The following is a 19,571-nucleotide window of genomic DNA, read 5'->3' as shown; positions in this document are numbered from 1 at the left end:
GCGTTTGAGTACCCGGGTTCCGCACGCACACTTTATTAATGGAGTCAGCATGGATCGTTCGCTTCTGCGCCCTGGTGGGCTTGCCCGCCTACCGGATTTTCTGCAGCTTACCCGGCTTGATCGTCCAATTGGCACCTGGTTGTTGATGTGGCCAACCCTATGGGCTCTGTGGCTGGCGGCTGAGGGCGTGCCTGAACGCGGGCTACTGTTGATTTTTACTGGCGGTGTCTATGCCATGCGCGCAGCGGGCTGTGTGGTGAATGACTACGCCGACCGGCATTTCGACGGCCATGTCAAACGCACCCAAAACCGCCCGCTGGCGAATGGGCGCATCAGTGAGCGTGAAGCCCAGCTGCTGTTTGTGGGGCTGGTAGCGGTGGCCTTTGTGCTGGTGTTATTTACCAATCTGTTTACAATTCTGCTATCGATTGGCGGTGTGGTGCTGGCGTTTATCTACCCCTTCATGAAGCGTTATACCCATTTCCCGCAGGTGGTGCTGGGAGCAGCGTTTTCCTGGGCGATCCCCATGGCCTGCGGCGCTGTGCTGGGCTATGTCCCCCTGGAAGGCTGGCTGCTGTTTTGCGCCAACCTGCTGTGGACGGTGGCCTATGACACCGAATATGCCATGGTGGATCGTGACGATGATCTTAAAATCGGCATCAAGTCCACGGCGGTACTGTTTGGCCAGGCTGACCGCTTGATCATTGGCCTTCTGCAACTGGCAACGCTGGGCCTTCTGGCAACGGTTGGCTGGCGGCTGGGGTTGGGTGGGTTTTTCTGGCTGGGGCTGACTGCCATGGCGGCGACCTTTGCACACCAGCAGGTTTTGATTCGTGGGCGCGAGCGTGAACGCTGCTTTCAGGCCTTTCTCAATAACCACTGGTCGGGGCTGCTGGTATTTGCCGGTATCGCGCTAAGTTTATGGCCGACGGTGGTTTAAACCTGCGCGAATAGCCCCTTTGTCATCTAAATGTCATCAAGTCATGGTGTGATCGTCATGGAAATGTCTTGTTTAACACCTTGAGGCTTTGGAATGACCGCCAAGACCGTTTTGATTGTCGATGATGAAGCGCCCATCCGTGAAATGATCGCGGTGGCGCTGGAAATGGCTGACTATCGTGTGCTTGAAGCGGACAACGCCCAGGATGCCCACGCCATGGTGGTCGACCATCAGCCTGATCTGCTCTTGCTTGACTGGATGATGCCGGGCACCAGCGGGATCGAGCTGGCACGACGGCTCAAGCGTGAGGAAACCACCGCTGAAATGCCGATCATCATGCTGACGGCCAAAGGCGAGGAAGACAATAAGATCCAGGGCCTTGAAGCCGGTGCTGACGATTACATCACCAAGCCTTTCTCACCGCGTGAGCTGGTCGCCCGGCTAAAAGCCGTTTTGCGGCGTACCACACCGCGTGGCGTGGAAGACCCGATCGAAATTGAAGGCTTGCTGCTTGACCCGGTCAGCCATCGCGTCAGCGCCTATGGCAAAGCGGTAGATATGGGCCCTACCGAATATCGTCTGCTACAGTTCTTCATGACCCATCAGGAGCGTGCCTACACCCGTAGCCAGCTGCTGGATCAGGTCTGGGGAGGCAATGTGTACGTAGAAGAGCGCACCGTGGATGTACACATTCGCCGCTTGCGCAAGGCGTTAATTGATCACCATCACCTGATTCAGACGGTGCGTGGAACCGGCTATCGTTTCTCTGCACGGGGGTAAGGGTGCGTCTGTGGAGCCGTGAAATATGGCGTTTACTCTGGTTAAGCGCCCTGGGCTGTGTGCTGGGGGCGATTGTCGGCAGCGCAGGCTTCGGGCTGGCGCTTGGCCTGGCGGCTTGCCTTGGCTACCATCTTTACCAGTTGCGTGCCCTGCACCGATGGCTGACCCTGCATCCCCATGATGAACCGCCCGCTGCCGTAGGCCTTTGGGGCGAGCTGTTTGATCGGCTGTATCGCTACCAGAAAGGCCAGCGGATCACCCAGAACCGCTTGCGCGCTACCCTGGGGCGCATCCAGGAATCCTCAGAAGCCATGCGTGACAGCGTGGTGATGCTCGATAGCCACGGCGACCTTGAGTGGTGGAACAGCGCCGCCGCCAAGATGCTGGGTCTGAAGACCGCCCAGGACCGTGGCCAGCATATTACCAACCTGCTGCGTGATCCGCGCTTTGTGGGCTACTTCAATGCTCGGGAATATGGCGAACCGCTGACGCTGGCATCGCCCATCGACGAGCGGCGCATCCTGCAATACCAGATTACCCTCTATGGTGACGATGAACGTCTGGTGATGGCCCGCGATATTACCCGCTTGCACCGCCTTGAACAGATGCGTCGCGATTTTGTTGCCAACGTCTCCCACGAGCTGCGCACGCCGCTCACCGTACTGGCTGGGTATCTGGAAACCTATTCCGACCTGGCCGAGCAGCTGCCGCCACGCCTGGGCCGCAGTATTGGTCAGATGCAGGCCCAGACCACCCGGATGCAGAATCTGGTCGATGACCTTCTGCTGCTGTCGCGCCTGGAAATTGATCAGGGAGGCGACGATCACGCACCGATTGATATTGATGCCCTGCTGCATAAAGTCGCTGACGATGCGCGGGCGCTGGCCAAAGAGCAGCATGATATCCATCTGGTACTTGGCAGTAATGCGCAGCTGATGGGCAGCGAGCAGGAGTTGCGCAGCGCAATTTCCAACCTGGCCTTCAACGCCGTGCGCTACACGCCAGAAGGCAGCCAGATCACCCTGCACTGGGTCTGCGACGCCCAGGGTGCTTACATAGTGGTGGAAGACGATGGCGACGGCATTGATCCGGTACACATTCCGCGTTTGACCGAGCGCTTCTATCGCGTTGATAAGGGCCGCAGCACGGCGACCGGTGGAACAGGGCTGGGTCTGGCAATCGTCAAGCACGTGCTGCTGCGCCACGATGCTCAGCTTGAGATTGATTCTCACCCGGGGGAAGGAGCACGTTTTTGCTGTCACTTCCCTGTGACGAGGCTGGTGAGTGGTGAATCGTGAGTTGTGAATGGTTGAGTTGTTAGCGAGAGGGTGCGGGTTGGCGGTAGTGGCCATCCCACATCAACACCGCTCCGGCGACGGCGCCGGGTAGCAAAAACAGGTTGGCCAGCGGTATTAAGGTCAGCAGCATCACCAGCCCCCCATAGCTCAGGCTGTGCCACCAGCGGGCCGAGAGCCGCAAGCGCATATCAGCAAAGCTCACCTTGTTGTTGTCCATCGGGTAATCCAGGTAGGTAATCGCCAGCACCCAGGCTGAAAACAGCGCCCATAAAAACGGGGCCAGCAGATTGAGTACGGGTATCCAGCTGATGACGAACAACACCAGCATGCGGGGCAGAATATACCCCAGCTTGAGCATTTCACGCTTGAGCGTATCGATTGCTGTGCGGGCCAGGCCACGGTCGTCAATAGGCGCCTTGCCGGTGGCTCGGGTTTCAACCTTGGCAGCCAGAAAGCCATAAAAAGGCGCGGCAATCAGGTGGGTGACCACGGTAAAGGAAAAGAACACCACCGCGATCAGGCTGATCAGAAACAGCGGCCAGATCAGCCAGGAAAGCCATTCCAGCCAGCCGGGCACCAGGCTCATCCAGTAGGCCAGCCAGCCGTTAAAGCGCTGCCATACAAAGCTGATCAGCCCGGCGTAAACAATGAAGTTGACCACAATCGGGAAGAAGATATAACGCCGCAGGCCGGGTTGATAGACCCAGCGGGTTCCCCGGGTGATGGCGGTTAACGCATTGATCATTCAAAGTTTCCTTATCAAGGGTCGCGACACGAACGGGCCGCATGCTGGATGCGGCCCGTAGGGTTCTATGTCAGCCCGTACTTTATCAACTTCTACATTGCTAACCTGTGCTGGCCAGCAGGCGCTGGCCCTCCAGTATCAAGTGCTCAGGACTTGCGATCAAGCACGGTCGCTTCCAGGGTGTCCGGGTCGCTGTGACGGATATCCAGACCCTTGACCAGATAAACGACGTGTTCAGCCAGGTTGTCGGCATGGTCGCCAACCCGCTCGAGGGCGCGCAGAATCCACATGACACTCAGCACTGAGGAAATCGAACGGGCATCCTCGGCCATAAAGGTAATCAGCGAGCGCATGGCGCTGCTGTATTCGTCGTCCACCAGTTCGTCTTCGCGCACCACCTCAACGGCCAGCTCAAGGTCAAAGCGGGCAAAAGACGTTAGCGCATCGCGCAGCATCTTGCGCACGTGCTCGCTGATATGACGAACTTCCACCAGCCCGCGTACGACATTGTTGTTTTCGCTTAGCGAGATGGCGTTGCGGGCAATCTTGCTGGCTTCATCGCCGATACGCTCCAGATCAGATGAGGCGCGAATGACGGCAAGTACCAGACGCAGATCCGAGGCCGCAGGCTGGCGGCGCGCCAGTATGCGGGTACATTCTTCGTCAATCTGCAGGTGCAGATCGTTCACTTCACGGTCATTGTCGCGCACCTTGCCAGCCAGCTTGCTGTCATTTTCCAGCAGGGCCGTAATGGCATCCTGAACCTGTTTTTCCACCAGGCCACCCATGGCCATCAAGTGGGTTTTCAGCTCCTCCAGCTCCTGGTTGAACTGACGTGAGATATGTTGGCTATGGCTTTCGCTGTTGATTTCCATAATGTGCTCCTGATGGCGGTTGCGGGGTGATGAAATACATTGTTAGTAGGTGCCGGATCGGGTCACCGACCTTCCTGTCAGTTGATGCGCCCAGTGATGTAGTTTTCAGTATGGCGCAAGCGTGGGTTGGTGAATAACTGGTCTGTCGGGCCGTATTCGATGAGTTCACCGTGACTTAAAAAGGCAGTGAAATCGGATACCCGAGCGGCCTGCTGCATGTTATGGGTGACCAATACCAGGGTCAGCTGCGATTTCAGGTTGCAGATCAGCTCCTCGATTTTTAGCGTCGACACTGGATCAAGCGCTGACGCGGGTTCATCAAGCAGCAATATCTCGGGCTGTACGGCCAAGGTACGGGCAATGACCAGGCGTTGCTGCTGCCCACCGGACAGCTGCCAGGCCGACTGATGCAGACGATCCTTGACCTCGTCCCACAGTGCCGCCGAGGTGAGCGCCCATTCAATAATGTCATCCCGCTTGCGCTTGGTCATGCGGCCCTGTAAACGCAAGCCGAAGGCCACGTTTTCATAAATCGACATGGGAAAAGGGTTCGGGGTCTGAAAGACCATGCCAATTCGCCGCCGCAATTCGGACACGTCGATGTCGGGTGAATGAATGTCGATGCCCTCCACCATGATACGACCTTTATGCGAGGCTTCATCGTTGAGGTCATGCAGACGGTTGATGGCCCTGAGTAAAGTTGATTTGCCACACCCTGAAGGGCCGATAAAGGCGGTCACCCGGTGGCGAGGTATCTCCAGCGTCAGCTCGCGCAGCGCCTGCTTACCTGCGTAGGCCAGGCTGAAGGCATCAATGCTCAGGCAGCTTTGGCCTTGGCGAGACATGCCATTGAGGCTTTCATTGGACGCTAACATGGCTGACCTCGCTGACGTCTTAGATAATGGCGCAAGAATATGGCAGTTAGGTTAAGCACCAGCACAATCGTAACCAGTAAGAGCGCCGTTGCGTAGACCAACGGAATGGCCGCCTGAACATCGTCGCCGTGAAAGGCAGTATCAAACAGATGATAGCCCAGATGCATGAACTTGCGTTCCAGGTGTAGATAGGGGAAGTCGCCATCCAGCGGCATCTGCGGGGCCAGTTTGGCAACGCCGACCAGCATCAGGGGGGCGACTTCACCTGCTGCGCGAGCCACCGCCAGAATGACTGCCGTCAGCATGGCGGGCATGGCCATAGGCAGTACGATGCGGGTCAAGGTTTCCAGACGGGTCGCGCCCAGGGCAACGGCGCCTTCGCGCTGGCTATCGGGAATGCGTGCCAGACCTTCTTCGGTGGCGACAATCACCACGGGCAAGGTGAGTAATGCCAGGGTCAGGGATGCCCATAACAGGCCGCCGGTGCCAAAGGTCGGAGATGGCAGGGTATCCTCAAAAAACCATTGATCCACCGAGCTGCCAATACCGTAAACAAATACCCCCAGACCGAATACGCCGTAAACAATCGAAGGCACACCCGCCAGGTTGCGTACGCCAATCCGTACCAGCCGGGTCAGGCGGCCTTGATGGGCAATCTCGTTCAGATAAATCGCGGCCAGCACGCCAAAGGGCATGACAATCACCGACATCACAATCACCATCAGCACGGTGCCAAAAATCGCTGGCCAGACGCCCCCGCCGGTATTAGCGGCTCGCGGTCCTTCACTCAGAAACTGCCAGACACCGTGCGCCCAGTAGCGCAGCTTTTCGCCAATGTGCATGGTGTTGGGCCGCTGGGCACGGTGAATATCCGCCAGCGCCTGGCGAATGGTCTGACCGTCTGCCGTTTCCAGTACCAGGGTCGCCTGGGGGCGGGCATTGGCAGGGGCTGCCAGGGCAGTCTCCAATGCCTGCCAGGCGGCTTCGCCTTCCAGGCGTTGCTGGCCGTATTCGTAGGCAGAGAGGTAGCCGATAAAATCCCCCCACGGGCTGCGCTGCAGGCGCAACAGCGTCGAGGGTGTCTGGCGTGAGGCTATGCTGTCTATTGCTACCCAGCGCCAGCGGGCGCCGTCGATATCCCGGTTGGCGGTAAAGTAGAGCCGCTCTTTGCCGTCACGCTGGGGCAGCGCTGTTTCACGCACGGCTTCCCCGGCAATCACCTCGCCGGAATCCAGGGTGGCCACCTCCAGGGTGGATGGCCAGAAATGACCTAAACCACGGGTCAGTAACAGGGCCAGCAAGAGCCCCAACATACATAGCGAGAGCGCTACACTGGCAGCGCACAGCCATGGCCAGACGCGTTTCATGCACTCCCCCCCATGCGTTTCAGGCGGGTACGCAAGCGCAGTCGAACCGTTTCAGCCAGGGTATTGACCAGAAAGGTGAAGCCAAACAGCAGCAAGGCGGCAAAGATCAGCATATGGTAAGTGCTGCTGCCAGGCGCTGCTTCCGGCATCTCTATGGCGATGGCGGCGGCCATGGAGCGCATGCCTTCAAAGGGGCTGGCGCTCAACAAGGCGGTGTTGCCGCTGGCCATCAATACAATCATGGTTTCACCTACGGCACGTCCGGCGCCGATCATCACCGCAGAAAATATCCCTGGCCCGGCAGCCGGCAGGGCGACTTTCCAGAGTGCCTGCCAGCGGTCAGCCCCCAACGCCTGGGCACCTTCCAGCAGGGCAGGTGGCACATCCGAAAGGGCGTCTTCCGCCAGGGCATAGACGCTGGGAATCACGGCAAAGCCCATCGCTGCGCCGACTATCATGGCGTTGCGCGTGGCATAATCAATGCCCAGCTGCAAATCAAGAAAGCGGCGTAAATCTTCGCCTAGCAGGTACTGTTCAGCCAGCGGCGCTGCCCAGAGCGCGAGAATGACCATCAGCGCAAACCAGGGGATCAGCCAAAGGGCGGCGCTGCTGAAAGGAAGACGCTGGCGCCAACGCTTATGCAAGGCATGCCACAGCATGCCCGCCAACAGGGCGCTAGCAGGTAGCCAGACCAGCAGCACCAGTGTGGACGTCAGGTGCCGCTCCACCCAGGGGGCGAGTATCAGCCCGGCAATAAAACCGATCACCACGCCAGGAATGGCTTCCATCATTTCCAACAGCGGCTTGATGCGGGTGCGCTGGCGAGCGGGCATATACATGGCGGTGTAAACAGCTGCACCCAGCGCAATCGGCAGGGCAAACACCATGGCGGCTAACGCGGCCTTTAATGTTCCCCATGCCAATGGCGAAAGCGAGCTGATCAGCGCCATATCGTTCATCGCCAGCAGGGGGAAGCTTTCCCATAGCAAGAAGACTCCAATTGCCAGGATGGCAGCCAGCACGGCAAAGGCACCCGCAGTAATCACCGTCGTCGCAAAGCGATCCAGGCGTTGACGATGAGGGCGCTGGCAGCGCGGACCTTGAGGCAGTGTCCGAGGAGCTGAGGATGAAAGCCGTGGTGGCTGAGTCATGGTGATAGCATGGTGCAGACTGAGGTCGCAGAAGGTGGTTGGTAAGACGCTTGTCATGGCCTAGCACACAGCGTAAGACTTTTTTATGACATTTAGATGACATTTTGCCGGGCTGTCAATCAAGAACTGTTACCAGAGGGCTTGCTGTTGACGGAGAGTTTCGCTTAGCGGTACAAAGCCCGCTGAACGAGCAATCTTTTGACCCTCGGGTGAAAAAATCAAGCCTAGCAGGGCTTTTTCCGCCGCAGGCAAGGGTTGTTCAGGCGGCGCATTGACATACAGATAAAGATAGCGCGAGAGTGGATAGTCACCGCTTTGCACGCTGTTTTCACTGAGTGCGATGGCTTGGCCTTCGGTATTGATCAGGCTGACGGCTTTAACGTTGGGCGTCAGGTGATGGTAGCCTGCGTAACCGATGCTACCGGGCGATTCGCCCACCGCGGCGACCACGGCGGAAGCCCCAGGGTGCTGGCTAAGCGTGGGGCGAAACTCGCCGCCGCACAGGGCTCTTTGTTGAAACAGGCCGTAAGTACCGGAGGCGCTGTTGCGCCCGTGCAAGGCAATCGCGCCAAATGGCCAATCCTGGGTGGCGGGCAGTTCCTGCCAGCGGCTAATGGCGGCGTTGGCACCGCACTCGCGGGTGGTTGAAAACAGCGCATCCACCTGCTGGCGAGTTAGCTCGGCAAGCGGGTTATGACGATGCACAATGACCACCAGGGCATCGCGGGCGACCTTGAGTTCCAGTGGCGGGTAACCATAACGCTGCGTGAAGGCCTGGTGCTCGGTGTCCGTCATCTGGCGCGACATCGGCCCTAGCCGCGTGGTGCCCGCTATCAGTGCTGAAGGAGCATTGGCCGAGCCGCTGGCCTGAAACTGGATGTTGATGTCTGGGTGGCGTTGGCTCAAGGCCTCGCCCCAGCGCAGAATCAGGCCTGCCATGGTATCTGAACCAACGGCGCTCAAGGTGCCGCTAACCGGCGCTGCCACTGTATTGGCTGAGGCTAACCCTGATAGCAGTAGCACCCACAGTAAGGCGGCGCACCCTGAGCGGCGGAGAAACACGAAAGATGTCGCGCAGCTGTTCAAACAAAGGCCCTCATATGGTTAACTGCTGCTATATTATTGCGATGCAACAAATAGTTGGCTGTTTGCCTGCTGATCTGAGTATTGATTTGAGTAGTAAAAGTAACATGACCTCTTATGCCCTGCGCGAAAACAATAACCCTAAAAAGCGACGTTTATATGACTCTTTTGGATAACCAGGTAAATAACGACGTGGATGACGCACCGGCCCCCACCGGCCAGCTTACCTTGAAACTACTGGCTTCTCGCCAGGATACCAACTTCTATGGTGATATTCCGGGAGGCTGGCTGGTCAACCAGATGGATCAGGCCGCCGAGCTTGCGGCGGGCCGTGAGGCGGGTGGCCGCACAGCGACTGTGGCCATTGAGGCCATGGATTTTCTAAGCCCGGTGCGGGTGGGCTCAATGGTGAGTGTCTTTACCCAAGTGCGAGAAATCGGCCACAGCTCTCTTAAAATAGATGTCGAGGTGTGGGTTCGCCCGCCCTATGGACAGCGATTGGATGAGCGCCAGAAGGTCACTGAAGCGCGTTTTGTGATGGTGGCGCTGGATGACAACGGCCGAATCCGCTCGGTACACGATACGATCTGACTGTTTTCGCCGGTAACAATAAAACGCCACCGCACTTAGCGGTGGCGTGGATATCGATAGAACCAAGCGCCATTAGCCGCCGACGCGTTCACGGTTTTTCAGGTAGGTAAATTCGCCGCTGTCAGTGACAGGACGCACCAGTTCCTGGAAGGCGCGGTAGGAATCATAGACCTTCTTGGAATCTGCATCGTTTTCAGTCTGTTCGCGGATAACGTCCTGAGAGGCATCATAAAGCGCTTGCATCACGTCTTCCGGGAAGGCGCGTAGCTTGACGTCATGCTCATTGACCAGGGTATCGAGTGCCTGGGCGTTGCGGTAAGTGAACTCACTGATCATTGACAGGTTGGAAGCGCGCGCAGCCTCCTCAACCACGGCCTTGAGGTCATCCGGCAGGGCGTTCCAGGCGTCCAGGTTAACCGTGCCTTCCAACACCGCACTGGGCTCGTTCCAGGCAGAGGTGTAGTAGTAATCGGCAACCTGATGCAGGCCAAATGCCAGGTCATTGTAAGGGCTTACCCAGTCGGCGGCATCCAGGGCGCCGGTCTGCATGGCGGTAAAGATCTCGCCGCCGGCAATCGTCACTGTCGTCACGCCAATGCGGTTCATGGCTTCACCGGCAAGCCCCGGCAGGCGCAGCTTAACGCCCTGCAAGTCTTCCAGTGAGTTAATCTCTTTCTTGAACCAGCCGCCCGGTTGAGTTGTGGTGTTACCGACCGCAAACGGCTTGAGGTTGTGCTTGGCGTATAACTCGTCCCAAAGTTCCTGACCACCGCCGTAATACAGCCAGGCATTGGTCTCCTGAGTGTTCATGCCAAACGGCACCGCCGTAAAGAACTGGGAAGCAGCGACTTTGCCACGCCAATAGTAAGAAGCGGAATGGCCCATTTCAGCCGTGCCCGCAGACACCGCATCAAACACTTCCAGCGCTGGGACCAGCTCACCCGCCCCGTGAACGCGGATACGCATTCGCCCGCCGGAAAGTGCCTCAACGCGTTCGGCAAACTCATTGGCGCCAGTCCCCAGGGCGGGGAAATTTTTCGGCCATGAGGTCACCATGTCCCAGGTGATTGTTTCCTGGGCATTAGCAGTTGAAACAAAAGGCGCGGCGGCGATACCCGCAGCGCCAAAGCCAGCGGTTTTAAGAAAGTGACGGCGTTGCATAATGAGCAGAACTCCACATCTAGGTTTTTTTATCAAGCGCCATAAGCGCAGTGTCCACAGATGAGTATGCGCCAAGCAGGTTTTGCAGGGCAAGCGGAGGGGGCAAGTATGAAAACCCTTACCTTAAGGTCTCTACCTCAAACGCCACGATTTGGCGCTTTTGGCTGGAAAACTCCACGCCGATCAGGTGGATGGGCTTGCCGCTGGCAAGGTGTTTCTCGGCGTAGCCTTTGGTTTTGATCTGTTCCAGGGCCTTGCCTTGTGGTTCTTGCTCCACCACCTTGAACTCAAACAGATAAATGTGGCCGCCAAAATCAACGCTCATATCCACCCGGCCTTTGCGGCTGGCATCTTCCACCGTCACGCCCATGCCCAGGGCGGCAAAATGGCTGTAGAAGACGCTGGCATAATGCCCTTCGTACTGGGCAATCGGGTTATTGCGATACCAGTCGTGGGGCAGGCCAGCGTAAAGGGCTTTCAAATGGGTTTCCAGGCCAGCCAAGTCATGTTTATAAAGCACATCGAACAGCGCCAGCTGGTAGGCTTGAGCCTCGCTATTGCGAATACCCAGCACGGGTAGCAAAAATTCGTTCAGGCTGCTTTCGACTTCACGGTTGGGAAAGCCCAGTGAGTAGAGGCGGTAGCCAACCATCGGTTCCTGGACATCCTTGATGGTGATGTAGCCAGTCTGAAACAGCAGTGCTTCAGTGGCAATGTCGTCGATATCAAACCGACCCAGCAATTGGGCCTTGGCTTGAAGCGTGCTCAGTTGTGGGGTGAACACACCGCGTTCTTTCAGCAGATTGATCAGAAAAGTCGGCGTGGCACTTTCAAACCAGTAGGCGCCAAACTCACGTTTTTGCAATAACAGCAGCACATCAAAAGGATTGTAAACGGTTTCAACGGCGCGGCCTCCCCAGCGGTAGCCGTTATACCAGCGGCGGATTTCTTCTCGGTCAAGGCCCGGAAGCTCTGGCGCAAAAACGTTATCAATATCTTCGTCGGTATAGCCGCAGATGGCGGCATAAGGTGCATCGAGAGTGATGTCATTGAGGTTATTCAATCCCGAAAACAGGCTTACCTTGCTGAACTTGGACACCCCGGTGAGCAGCACAAAATGCAGGTAGGGGTCGGCGTCCTTGAGGACGCTATACAGGTTTTTTAGCCCTTCACGCAGTTCGCGGGCGCTTTCTGCATCAAGAATATTATCCAGTATCGGCTTGTCATACTCATCAATCAGCACCACGACAGGCCGCCCAGACACCAGGCGTGTTTGCTGGATCAGTTCTCGAAAGCGCCCGGCGATACTTTTATTGTTGAGCGTGACGCCCAGCCGCTGGGCTTCAGACGCCATGATCTCCTGGATATGTTGATCCAACGCTTCGCGGCTTTGCAATACGCCATCTGAAAAGCTCAACCGAATCACAGGGTAGGTGGACTGCCAATCCCACCTGTCATGAATATAAAGCCCTTCAAAAAGCGCTTCACGGCCTTCAAACAGGCACCGCAGGGTATCCAGCAGCAGGCTTTTGCCAAATCGCCGTGGGCGTGAGAGAAAATAGTACTTGTTCTGGTTGGCCAGCTTTTCAATAAAAGGCGTCTTGTCGACGTAGTAATAGCCGCCTTCGCGGATATCCGAGAAGGTCTGTATCCCAATCGGGAGCTTACGAGTGTGCATCCTTGACATACAGGCCTCCCAGCATGAGGGGTGAGAGCAGAGGGTACATTATGACGATGAGTGTAGAGTTTAGCATCTTGATGGAGTCATTCTGCTGGAGGGTGGCGAGTGCAGCAAAGCAGTCCAGTGCCGCTACACAGCGGCACTGTTTCAAGACTTGTTCAAGCGCTTCCCAAAGGCAGTGGTATCTGGCTGGTTATTTGCTGCCTGCTTTCCATTGGAAGCCAAACCCGTAATGCTCGTCGGCTGGCTTATGGCTGCTGAAGTAATTGACTTCCTTGGAGATGCTCAAATCGCCATTTTTGTTTTCCAGCATGGCGATCACACAGAAATTCTCGTTCCGTCCGCTGGCATCCATCTGGATTTCAATTTCCGGCTGGTCAGGCGCCTTGATGGAGACCCGGCCGTTGGTTTCAGCCCAGTTGGCGACACCTTCATAAATGAACGCAAACACCATGACACGTTTGATATCGCTCCACTGTTTACCATTGATGTAAAGGTTCTCACCCTGGTTGATAGACCCCGTGCGGTCATCGCCATCCAGAAAAATGTAGGGTGGCTGTTCCAGGCTGCCAAAGTGCTTGCCCAAGGCCTGAACAATCCCCTTGGACCCATCCTTGAATTCAAACATGCAGCCAAGATCAAGATCGATACCGCCCTGTTTGCCCATCAACGAGCCCAACAACCCCTTCTTGGCCGTGCCTGCGGTCTGGTTCCAGTTGAGGTTGATATGGATTTTGCCGAAGGAGGCGGACTTTTTCTCCAGCGAAATGGTATCGCCTTTCTTGTCCAGGGTGATTTTGCTGAGATTAACGGAGGATTTTTCCTGAGGTTTGGGGGGTGGAGTAGGAGCCGCTGCTGGAGTGGGTGGTGACTGATTGGGCGACCCTTCGACTTCAACGCCAAAGTGCTCAGCCAGAGGCGCCATGCCGCCTGCAAAGCCCTGATCAACGGCTTTTACCTTCCAGTCACCATTGCGACGATACAGCTCGCAGACAATCAGGGATTTCTCGGGGCGCCCCGCACCCTGGCCACTAAAGTCAAACTGATCAGTACTCCCGGTCAGTTCAAAGCGGTAACCGTCTGATAACGCTGACAGCCCAGGGTCAGCGGTCAGCACAAAGGCGATACGTTCAAGGTGGCCAGGGACTTTGCTGAGATCAACCGCAAAAGTAGCGCCTTCCTGTTGAATCAGTGCACCCGAGGGGTGGGTGGGCTGGTTAAAGAAAATGAAATCATCATCACTGGATACCTTCCCCGTGTTGGCCAGCAGAATGGCTGAGGCATCGAGGCTCACGTTCTGCACGTTACCGACAATCAGGCGAAAGGTGAATTTCTGGTTATCAAGTTTAGCGTTTTGCCCTGCGATTAGCGTAGTAACCATAGAGTTATCCCTTAGTTCGTCGATTGATATCTGATAGAGAAGAACGTTTATGCGAAAACTGGCATCATGGCGAGTAATATTCAAACCTTAACATGCCGCTACTTTCAGCACTGAGTTAACAGGAGATCATAGATGAAACGCTTTGGATACGCTCTGATTGGAGTGATTGTCATCGCCATCGGCGCTGCCCTGCATTATGCCTTGCCACAGGTGGACGTGGTGCGCCTGATCGGCACTGACGTCAAGCGGGTAGATACCCAGGAAAGCGGTACGGATAACGAATCCGGCAACTCTGTCAGCACGACGGATGTGTACTTCGTGCTGACGGAAACAGAGCAAGGGGAGCCGCGTAACTACCGCAATGAAGATGCCATTATTTACGGCAAGTTTGATAGCTCCAACCTGCATACCCGCGCCCGGTCGATTGCTCAGGATGAAGATAACCTGGTCGCCGTTCGCCATTACGGCTGGCGCCTGCCAATCTTTTCGATGTTCCCGAACGCTGTCAAAGTCTGGCAGGTTGAACCGGGCTATCGCCACTTGCCGCTGTTCAACATCGTCTTTCTGACCCTGCTGGTGGCAGGCATTGGCTATCTAGCATGGCGGGTTCGTCGTGTTCTATCTGCCCGCCGTGAGGCGAACGAGGCCGCCCGGGTTGAGCGCGAAGCCCAGGCGGAACGTGAGCGCATGGCGCGCCGCGATAACGATGAAAGCCAGCGCGCCCGGGATGAGTTTCTGTCTGATGATAATTCTTCATCATGACTGAGTACCTGCTGGGTACCGGCACCCTGACCCTTGAAATCGACGGTGATGGAGGAGACGGCACGGGCGAGGCCCTTTTTCGGATCGCCGAGCGCCAGAACCCCAAGCGCGCCTTTCTGTTTGTCTCGACCGTGCTGGGCCGCCATATACCGGTCAGCGCTGCCCGCCATCGCGCCGCCCTGGATCAGCTGGCCGAAAAGCTGCTGGAACCGCTGGGAAGCGGGCCGGTGCTGGTGATGAGCTATGCGGAAACAGCCGTTGGCCTGGGGCTGGGCGTCTTTGATGGCCTGTGTCGCAAGCGCCCGCACCTTGCAGTGGGCTATCTGCCCACTACACGGCTGTGCCCGGAAGGCGTCAGTCCCTGGCTGAATACCCGTGAAGAGCACTCACACGCGGCTGAGCATATGGTGTTGCCGCCCCAGGCTGGTGTGCTTCCCGATACGGAAGACGTCACTCTGGTGCTGGTGGATGATGAGACGACCACTGGCAACACCTTTAAAGGGCTTGTCGAGGCGCTTCATCAAGCTGGAGTCGCTGTGTCGAAAATCGTTTTGGTCACATTGACGGACTGGTCGGATGGCGGCTGTATAGAAACCATAAAGCAAGCACTGCCTGGCGTTTCCGTCAGTGCGTTAGCGCTGCTCTCGGGGCGCTATGCCTGGTCTCCTGCTCCTGGTAGCCAGGCGCGCAGCCTTCCGCCAGCATGCTCGGCGGGTTGTCCGCCCTGGGCACCGGACCTCCGCGCTGCCTTCGGGGTGCCGCGAAGTGGGCTGAGTGCAGCTGCCATGGCTGCCGACAGGCTCGCTTGGGCCGCCTATATCGACCGCCACCTGCGCCCCTTGCTCGCCCCGCAGTCGCGGGTGTTGGTGATTGGCACCGGCGAACACGTCTGGCACCCGTTTCTGGCGGCTGAACAGCTGGAACGCCACGGCCATGCGGCAAGTTTTATTTCCACTACTCGCTCACCCGTGCTGCCAGGCTCGGTGATCCGCCAGCAGATCACGTTTCCCGACCATTACGGCATCGGCATCACCATGTATCTCAATAACGTCGACCCCGAGGAATGGGACGAGATGATAGTGTTTACGGAAACCGGGCTCTCCGGCGTTCCCAACGGGCTGACATCGGCTCTGGGCCGCTGTTGGGTGGTGGATGGAAACCAGCAGGTAAACCTGGTCAGGGAAGGCGCTATCTCATGATATCCGCTGATTCTTCGCTACCCGGGCTGCCTGAAAGTGGCCAGCGCCCTATGCTGTTTACTGACCTTGACGATACCCTCTTCCAGACGGCGCGCAAGATGGCTGAACCCGTCTGCGCATCGCGCCTTGCGGCAGAGGCCACCAATGGCCATCATTCCTATATGACCGTTTCTCAGGCCGCAATGACCGCCTGGTTACTCAAGGCCACCTGCCTGGTGCCGGTAACGGCACGCTCGACAGAAGCGCTCTCGCGCTGTCGCATTGCGTTTGATAGCTGGAAGATTGCGTCTAACGGTGCGGTGATTCTCGACCCTGATGGCAAGGTCGAGCAGGACTGGTCGTACCACATCAGCCGCCTTTCAAACGCGGCTGAAGCGGGCCTTGAGGCCCTGAACGCCGAGACAGCCAAGCACAATGCCGTCGGGCGTTTTCGCCACTGGATTGTGCGTGAAGAGGGGCGCCCGATCTATTTCTGCGTCAAGTCCAACGGCGAGGAAGTCTGGCTTGATGATCTCGAAGGGTTTCTACGCATCCTGGCGGGTGAGCATTTTGTCTATCATCGCAATGGTAATAACCTGAGCTTTACGCCCCAAGGCATTTCAAAGCGCGCCGCTGTGGCTCACCTTATCGACATACGCCCGGAAATTCGGCACGGTATCATTCTGGCCATGGGTGATAGCCTGACGGATCTGCCGTTTATGCAGTTGGCCAATATGATGATGATACCGCCAGCGTCCCAGGTCGCCAGCGCGATTGGCAAGGAGTAAGCATGCCCGAACCCCGCAAGCCTCTTCAGCACAGCTATGCCCCTGAAGACGTTACTTTATTGCTTACCCCGATTCGCATGGCGCCGACTGATATTGCCGAAAAGGAGCGCCTGATCCAGGCCGGGCAAGCACACTATTCTGAAATGATCTCGGAAGAGCGCCGCCCGGACGCCCGTTACCTGGCGATCTACGAACAGGCGCTGGAACGCCATCTGGAGCGGATTGCCGCCGATATTGCCCGAATTGCCCTGCGCATCCGCCAGGACATTGCCGATGGTGAGTTATCTCCAGCGCTGTCGTTGTGTTCCTTAGTGCGCGCGGGCATTCCCTATGGGGTGCTACTAAGGCGCGCCCTGACCTATTTGGGCGTTGATGTTGTGCATTACGCCGTCTCGATCATCCGTGACCGTGGGCTGGATGCAGCGGCGATGGCCCACGTACGCGCCGAGCGCCCCGATGCCGATATCCTGTTTGTGGATGGCTGGACCGGCAAGGGGGCGATTTCAGGCGAACTAGCCCGCGCCTGGCAGGCGCTCTCGGGCCAGCCGCCACGTCTTGTGGTGCTGGCGGACCCTTCGGGCCACGCCTGGCTGTCGGGTTCCCACGACGACTGGCTAATTCCCAGTGGCATCCTGGGGGCCAATGTGTCCGGCCTGATCAGTCGTTCAATCCTGCGCCCTGACCTGGTTGCCCCAGGCGATTTTCACGCTGCCATGACGGTGGATCACCTTGCTGATATCGACTGTTCGCGTGGGTTTGTGGATCGGGTCATGGCGGTATTTGACGCTGCGCTGACCCAGGCAACCCCCGTTGAGCGCGACCCGGCGCTGCGCGGGCGCCATCAGAAGCAAGCGGCTGCGTGTGTGCAGGCCATTGCCGCGCGCCATGACGTTGATAACCTCAACCGGATCAAGCCGGGTATCGCTGAAGCCACGCGGGCGGTCTTGCGCCGCCGGCCGCGTAAGGTTTACCTGCGCGACGCCGATGACCCGGATCTGGCGGCGCTGGTTCACCTGTGCCAGCAGGATGGTATTGAAACAGAAGTGAATCCTGATCTTACCGGTCCCTTCCGGGCGATTACCCTGATTGAGAAGGTGTCCTGATATGCACCGTTTTGACGCTTACTCGCTGGGGGCCACCCTTTACATGCCGGTTTTACATCCTCGGGTCGCTGATATTCTCCACGGTCGCCTGCCACCACCTGCCGCATCAATCGTTCTGTGCCTTGAGGATGCGCTGGCCGCCCAGGATGTTGACGATGGCCTCCGCTGCCTTGATCAGCTGATGAGTGACCTGCCTGAACGCTTGCCGGTGCGTACCTTCTTGCGCCCCCGGAACAGGGAAATGGCGTATGCGCTGAGCGTTCGGGCAGCGGGAACGGCGATTGAAGGGCTGGTCGCGCCCAAGGTTGTTCCAGAAACACTCCCTGATTGGCTCGCGCTGACGCGAGACGCCGGGCTTGCCGTCATGCCGACGCTTGAAAGCGCCTGCTTCTTTGATCCTGGCAAAATATGCGCCCTACGTGACATCCTGGATGATCACCCGGAGGATGCCTCCCGGCTCGCGGCCATCCGCCTGGGCGGCAATGATCTGCTCTCAACCCTGGCCCTGCGGCGTGAGCGGGGAATCACCTCCTGGGAAGGCCCGCTTGGCTGGGTTCTCTCCATGGCCAGCAGTATTCTGATTGCAGCGGGCTACCCGGTGGCTGCCCCTGTCTATGATGTGATTGATGACCTTGAAACATTGCGACGCGAAACGCTTCGCGACGTGGCGGCCGGCTTTATCTCGAAAACCGTGATTCATCCGGCTCAAACGCCGGTTATCAACCGCGCCTTTCAAGTGTTGAGAGCAGACGTTGAACATGCCCGGGCCGCTTTGGATAGTGAGGCACAGGCAGTCTTCAAGATGGGTGGAATGATGTGCGAACCTGCGACCCATCGCGCCTGGGCAAGGCGCACAATGGCACGTCAGGAGGTGTTCGGGGTTGTCGGTGAGGCTGCCAGAACCAACACCGTCACGGCCATGCAAACGCCATCACCTGATCAACGTCACCCGATGCCTGATGCATCCTATACCTCTCTCAGTTGAATAACTGGGCCAATCGATTGACTTTCTGGACGGTACGCTGAACTAATAAGCATTCAATGAGCAGACAGGATGGCTTTAAAAAGCTGAACTCTACCCCCATTATCTTTACTAAGTGATTATAAATTCAATGCACACCACCTTGTCATTGAATCCATTGAACCATCATCAGGAGCGCCATCAGCATGGCAATTTCACTCAGCAAGGGCCAGACCATTTCCCTGGCCAAGAACAACGATTCAGGCTTGAGTAAGGTCTTTATGGGCTTGGGATGGGACCCAGTTCAGAAAAAAAGCGGTGGCTTTCTGTCCTCCCTGTTCGGCGGCGGTGGTGGCGGTGACATTGACCTGGATGCCAGCGTTATCCTGCTGGATTCGGCCAAGACGCCTGTCGATACCGTCAGCTTTGGCCAACTGGTCTCCAAGGATGGCGCGATTCGTCATGGCGGCGATAACCTGACAGGTGCAGGTGAAGGCGACGATGAAGTTATCTATGTCAACTTGACCGATCTGCCGTCGAACGTCATGCACCTTGTTTTTACCGTCAACAGCTTCCGTGGTCAGACGTTCAATGAGGTTGAAAACGCCTTCTGCCGTCTCGTCGATGAAGCGAAAAATGAAGAGCTTTGCCGCTACACCCTGACCGATCAAGGCGGCCATACCGGCGTCATCATGGCCTCGATGACCAGAACCGCTGAGGGCTGGACGATGACGGCTCACGGAAAACCATGCTCAGGACGCACCGTCAATGATCTTGCTCAGGATGCTGTATCCGTTGTCTGATCACAGACTCTGAGGCTATATAACGCATCACTTGAAAGGAGAAACAAG

Annotated in this window: 19 protein-coding genes; 10 read left to right on the top strand and 9 right to left on the bottom strand. The window is 57.3% G+C overall.

Annotated elements, in window-relative coordinates:
• Nucleotides 1-49: 49 nt before the first annotated feature.
• From ubiA to phoR, 3 genes are all read left to right on the top strand, one after another.
• On the top strand, nucleotides 50-940 hold the full coding sequence (gene ubiA, locus OR573_16305; GenBank protein ID XGA80011.1) for a 4-hydroxybenzoate octaprenyltransferase: 891 nt from the start codon (nucleotides 50-52) through the stop codon (nucleotides 938-940).
• Nucleotides 941-1,033: 93 nt separating this feature from the next.
• Entirely contained in the window at nucleotides 1,034-1,720 is a 687-nt protein-coding gene (gene phoB, locus OR573_16300) for a phosphate regulon transcriptional regulator PhoB (GenBank protein ID XGA80010.1), read from the top strand.
• Between the two features lie 2 nt (nucleotides 1,721-1,722).
• Nucleotides 1,723-3,018, top strand: a complete 1,296-nt coding sequence (phoR, locus tag OR573_16295) for a phosphate regulon sensor histidine kinase PhoR (protein ID XGA80009.1) — start codon at nucleotides 1,723-1,725, stop codon at nucleotides 3,016-3,018.
• A 19-nt stretch (nucleotides 3,019-3,037) separates the two neighbouring features.
• On the opposite strand, the gene cysZ is transcribed toward phoR, so the two are convergent.
• From cysZ to OR573_16265, 6 genes are all read right to left on the bottom strand, one after another.
• A complete protein-coding gene (gene cysZ, locus OR573_16290) occupies nucleotides 3,038-3,763 on the bottom strand; it encodes a sulfate transporter CysZ (GenBank protein ID XGA80008.1) in 726 nt (241 codons plus the stop codon).
• Nucleotides 3,764-3,909: 146 nt separating this feature from the next.
• Entirely contained in the window at nucleotides 3,910-4,638 is a 729-nt protein-coding gene (gene phoU, locus OR573_16285; protein ID XGA80007.1) for a phosphate signaling complex protein PhoU, read from the bottom strand.
• 77 nt (nucleotides 4,639-4,715) lie between these two features.
• Nucleotides 4,716-5,513 (bottom strand): phosphate ABC transporter ATP-binding protein PstB, encoded by a 798-nt coding sequence (gene pstB, locus OR573_16280; GenBank protein XGA80006.1) that lies wholly within the window; start codon nucleotides 5,511-5,513, stop codon nucleotides 4,716-4,718.
• The gene (pstA, locus tag OR573_16275; GenBank protein ID XGA80005.1) at nucleotides 5,507-6,880 is read right to left on the bottom strand and encodes a phosphate ABC transporter permease PstA; all 1,374 of its coding nucleotides are present in this window, start codon (nucleotides 6,878-6,880) and stop codon (nucleotides 5,507-5,509) included. Before pstA ends, pstB begins: the two co-directional genes overlap by 7 nt.
• Entirely contained in the window at nucleotides 6,877-8,031 is a 1,155-nt protein-coding gene (locus OR573_16270; protein XGA81778.1) for an ABC transporter permease subunit, read from the bottom strand. Before OR573_16270 ends, pstA begins: the two co-directional genes overlap by 4 nt.
• Before the next feature lie 129 nt (nucleotides 8,032-8,160).
• A complete protein-coding gene (locus OR573_16265) occupies nucleotides 8,161-9,093 on the bottom strand; it encodes a PstS family phosphate ABC transporter substrate-binding protein (GenBank protein XGA80004.1) in 933 nt (310 codons plus the stop codon).
• Between the two features lie 180 nt (nucleotides 9,094-9,273).
• Here OR573_16265 and OR573_16260 point away from each other — a divergent pair, with 180 nt between their 5' ends.
• Nucleotides 9,274-9,705: an acyl-CoA thioesterase gene (locus OR573_16260; GenBank protein ID XGA80003.1), complete on the top strand. Its 432-nt coding sequence runs from the start codon at nucleotides 9,274-9,276 to the stop codon at nucleotides 9,703-9,705.
• Between the two features lie 72 nt (nucleotides 9,706-9,777).
• Here OR573_16260 and OR573_16255 read toward each other — a convergent pair whose 3' ends face one another.
• The 3 genes from OR573_16255 to OR573_16245 form a co-directional block, all read right to left on the bottom strand.
• Complete coding sequence (locus OR573_16255) at nucleotides 9,778-10,866, bottom strand: TRAP transporter substrate-binding protein (protein ID XGA80002.1); 1,089 nt, start codon at nucleotides 10,864-10,866, stop codon at nucleotides 9,778-9,780.
• 118 nt (nucleotides 10,867-10,984) lie between these two features.
• The gene (locus tag OR573_16250; protein XGA80001.1) at nucleotides 10,985-12,553 is read right to left on the bottom strand and encodes an ATP-binding protein; all 1,569 of its coding nucleotides are present in this window, start codon (nucleotides 12,551-12,553) and stop codon (nucleotides 10,985-10,987) included.
• Between the two features lie 187 nt (nucleotides 12,554-12,740).
• Nucleotides 12,741-13,928 carry a TerD family protein gene (locus OR573_16245; GenBank protein XGA80000.1) on the bottom strand — a complete coding sequence of 396 codons (1,188 nt, stop codon included), beginning with the start codon at nucleotides 13,926-13,928 and terminating at the stop codon, nucleotides 12,741-12,743.
• A gap of 132 nt (nucleotides 13,929-14,060) precedes the next feature.
• Here OR573_16245 and OR573_16240 point away from each other — a divergent pair, with 132 nt between their 5' ends.
• The 6 genes from OR573_16240 to OR573_16215 all read left to right on the top strand — a co-directional run bounded on the left by OR573_16240 (nucleotide 14,061) and on the right by OR573_16215 (nucleotide 19,523).
• A complete protein-coding gene (locus OR573_16240) occupies nucleotides 14,061-14,690 on the top strand; it encodes a DUF1523 family protein (GenBank protein XGA79999.1) in 630 nt (209 codons plus the stop codon).
• Complete coding sequence (locus OR573_16235; GenBank protein XGA79998.1) at nucleotides 14,687-15,889, top strand: phosphoribosyltransferase domain-containing protein; 1,203 nt, start codon at nucleotides 14,687-14,689, stop codon at nucleotides 15,887-15,889. The genes OR573_16240 and OR573_16235 overlap by 4 nt, the downstream gene beginning before the upstream one ends.
• Nucleotides 15,886-16,656 carry a hypothetical protein gene (locus OR573_16230; GenBank protein ID XGA79997.1) on the top strand — a complete coding sequence of 257 codons (771 nt, stop codon included), beginning with the start codon at nucleotides 15,886-15,888 and terminating at the stop codon, nucleotides 16,654-16,656. Before OR573_16235 ends, OR573_16230 begins: the two co-directional genes overlap by 4 nt.
• Nucleotides 16,657-16,658: 2 nt before the next feature.
• The gene (locus OR573_16225) at nucleotides 16,659-17,759 is read left to right on the top strand and encodes a tellurite-like stress resistance cysteine protease StiP (protein ID XGA79996.1); all 1,101 of its coding nucleotides are present in this window, start codon (nucleotides 16,659-16,661) and stop codon (nucleotides 17,757-17,759) included.
• Between the two features lies 1 nt (nucleotide 17,760).
• Nucleotides 17,761-18,744 carry an HpcH/HpaI aldolase/citrate lyase family protein gene (locus OR573_16220; GenBank protein XGA79995.1) on the top strand — a complete coding sequence of 328 codons (984 nt, stop codon included), beginning with the start codon at nucleotides 17,761-17,763 and terminating at the stop codon, nucleotides 18,742-18,744.
• A 182-nt stretch (nucleotides 18,745-18,926) separates the two neighbouring features.
• The gene (locus OR573_16215; protein XGA79994.1) at nucleotides 18,927-19,523 is read left to right on the top strand and encodes a tellurium resistance TerZ family protein; all 597 of its coding nucleotides are present in this window, start codon (nucleotides 18,927-18,929) and stop codon (nucleotides 19,521-19,523) included.
• Nucleotides 19,524-19,571 lie beyond the last annotated feature (48 nt).

The sequence above is a fragment of the Halomonas sp. CH40 genome, assembly GCA_041875495.1.
Taxonomy (GTDB): domain Bacteria; phylum Pseudomonadota; class Gammaproteobacteria; order Pseudomonadales; family Halomonadaceae; genus Vreelandella.
This window is presented reverse-complemented; position numbering and strand designations above follow the sequence as displayed.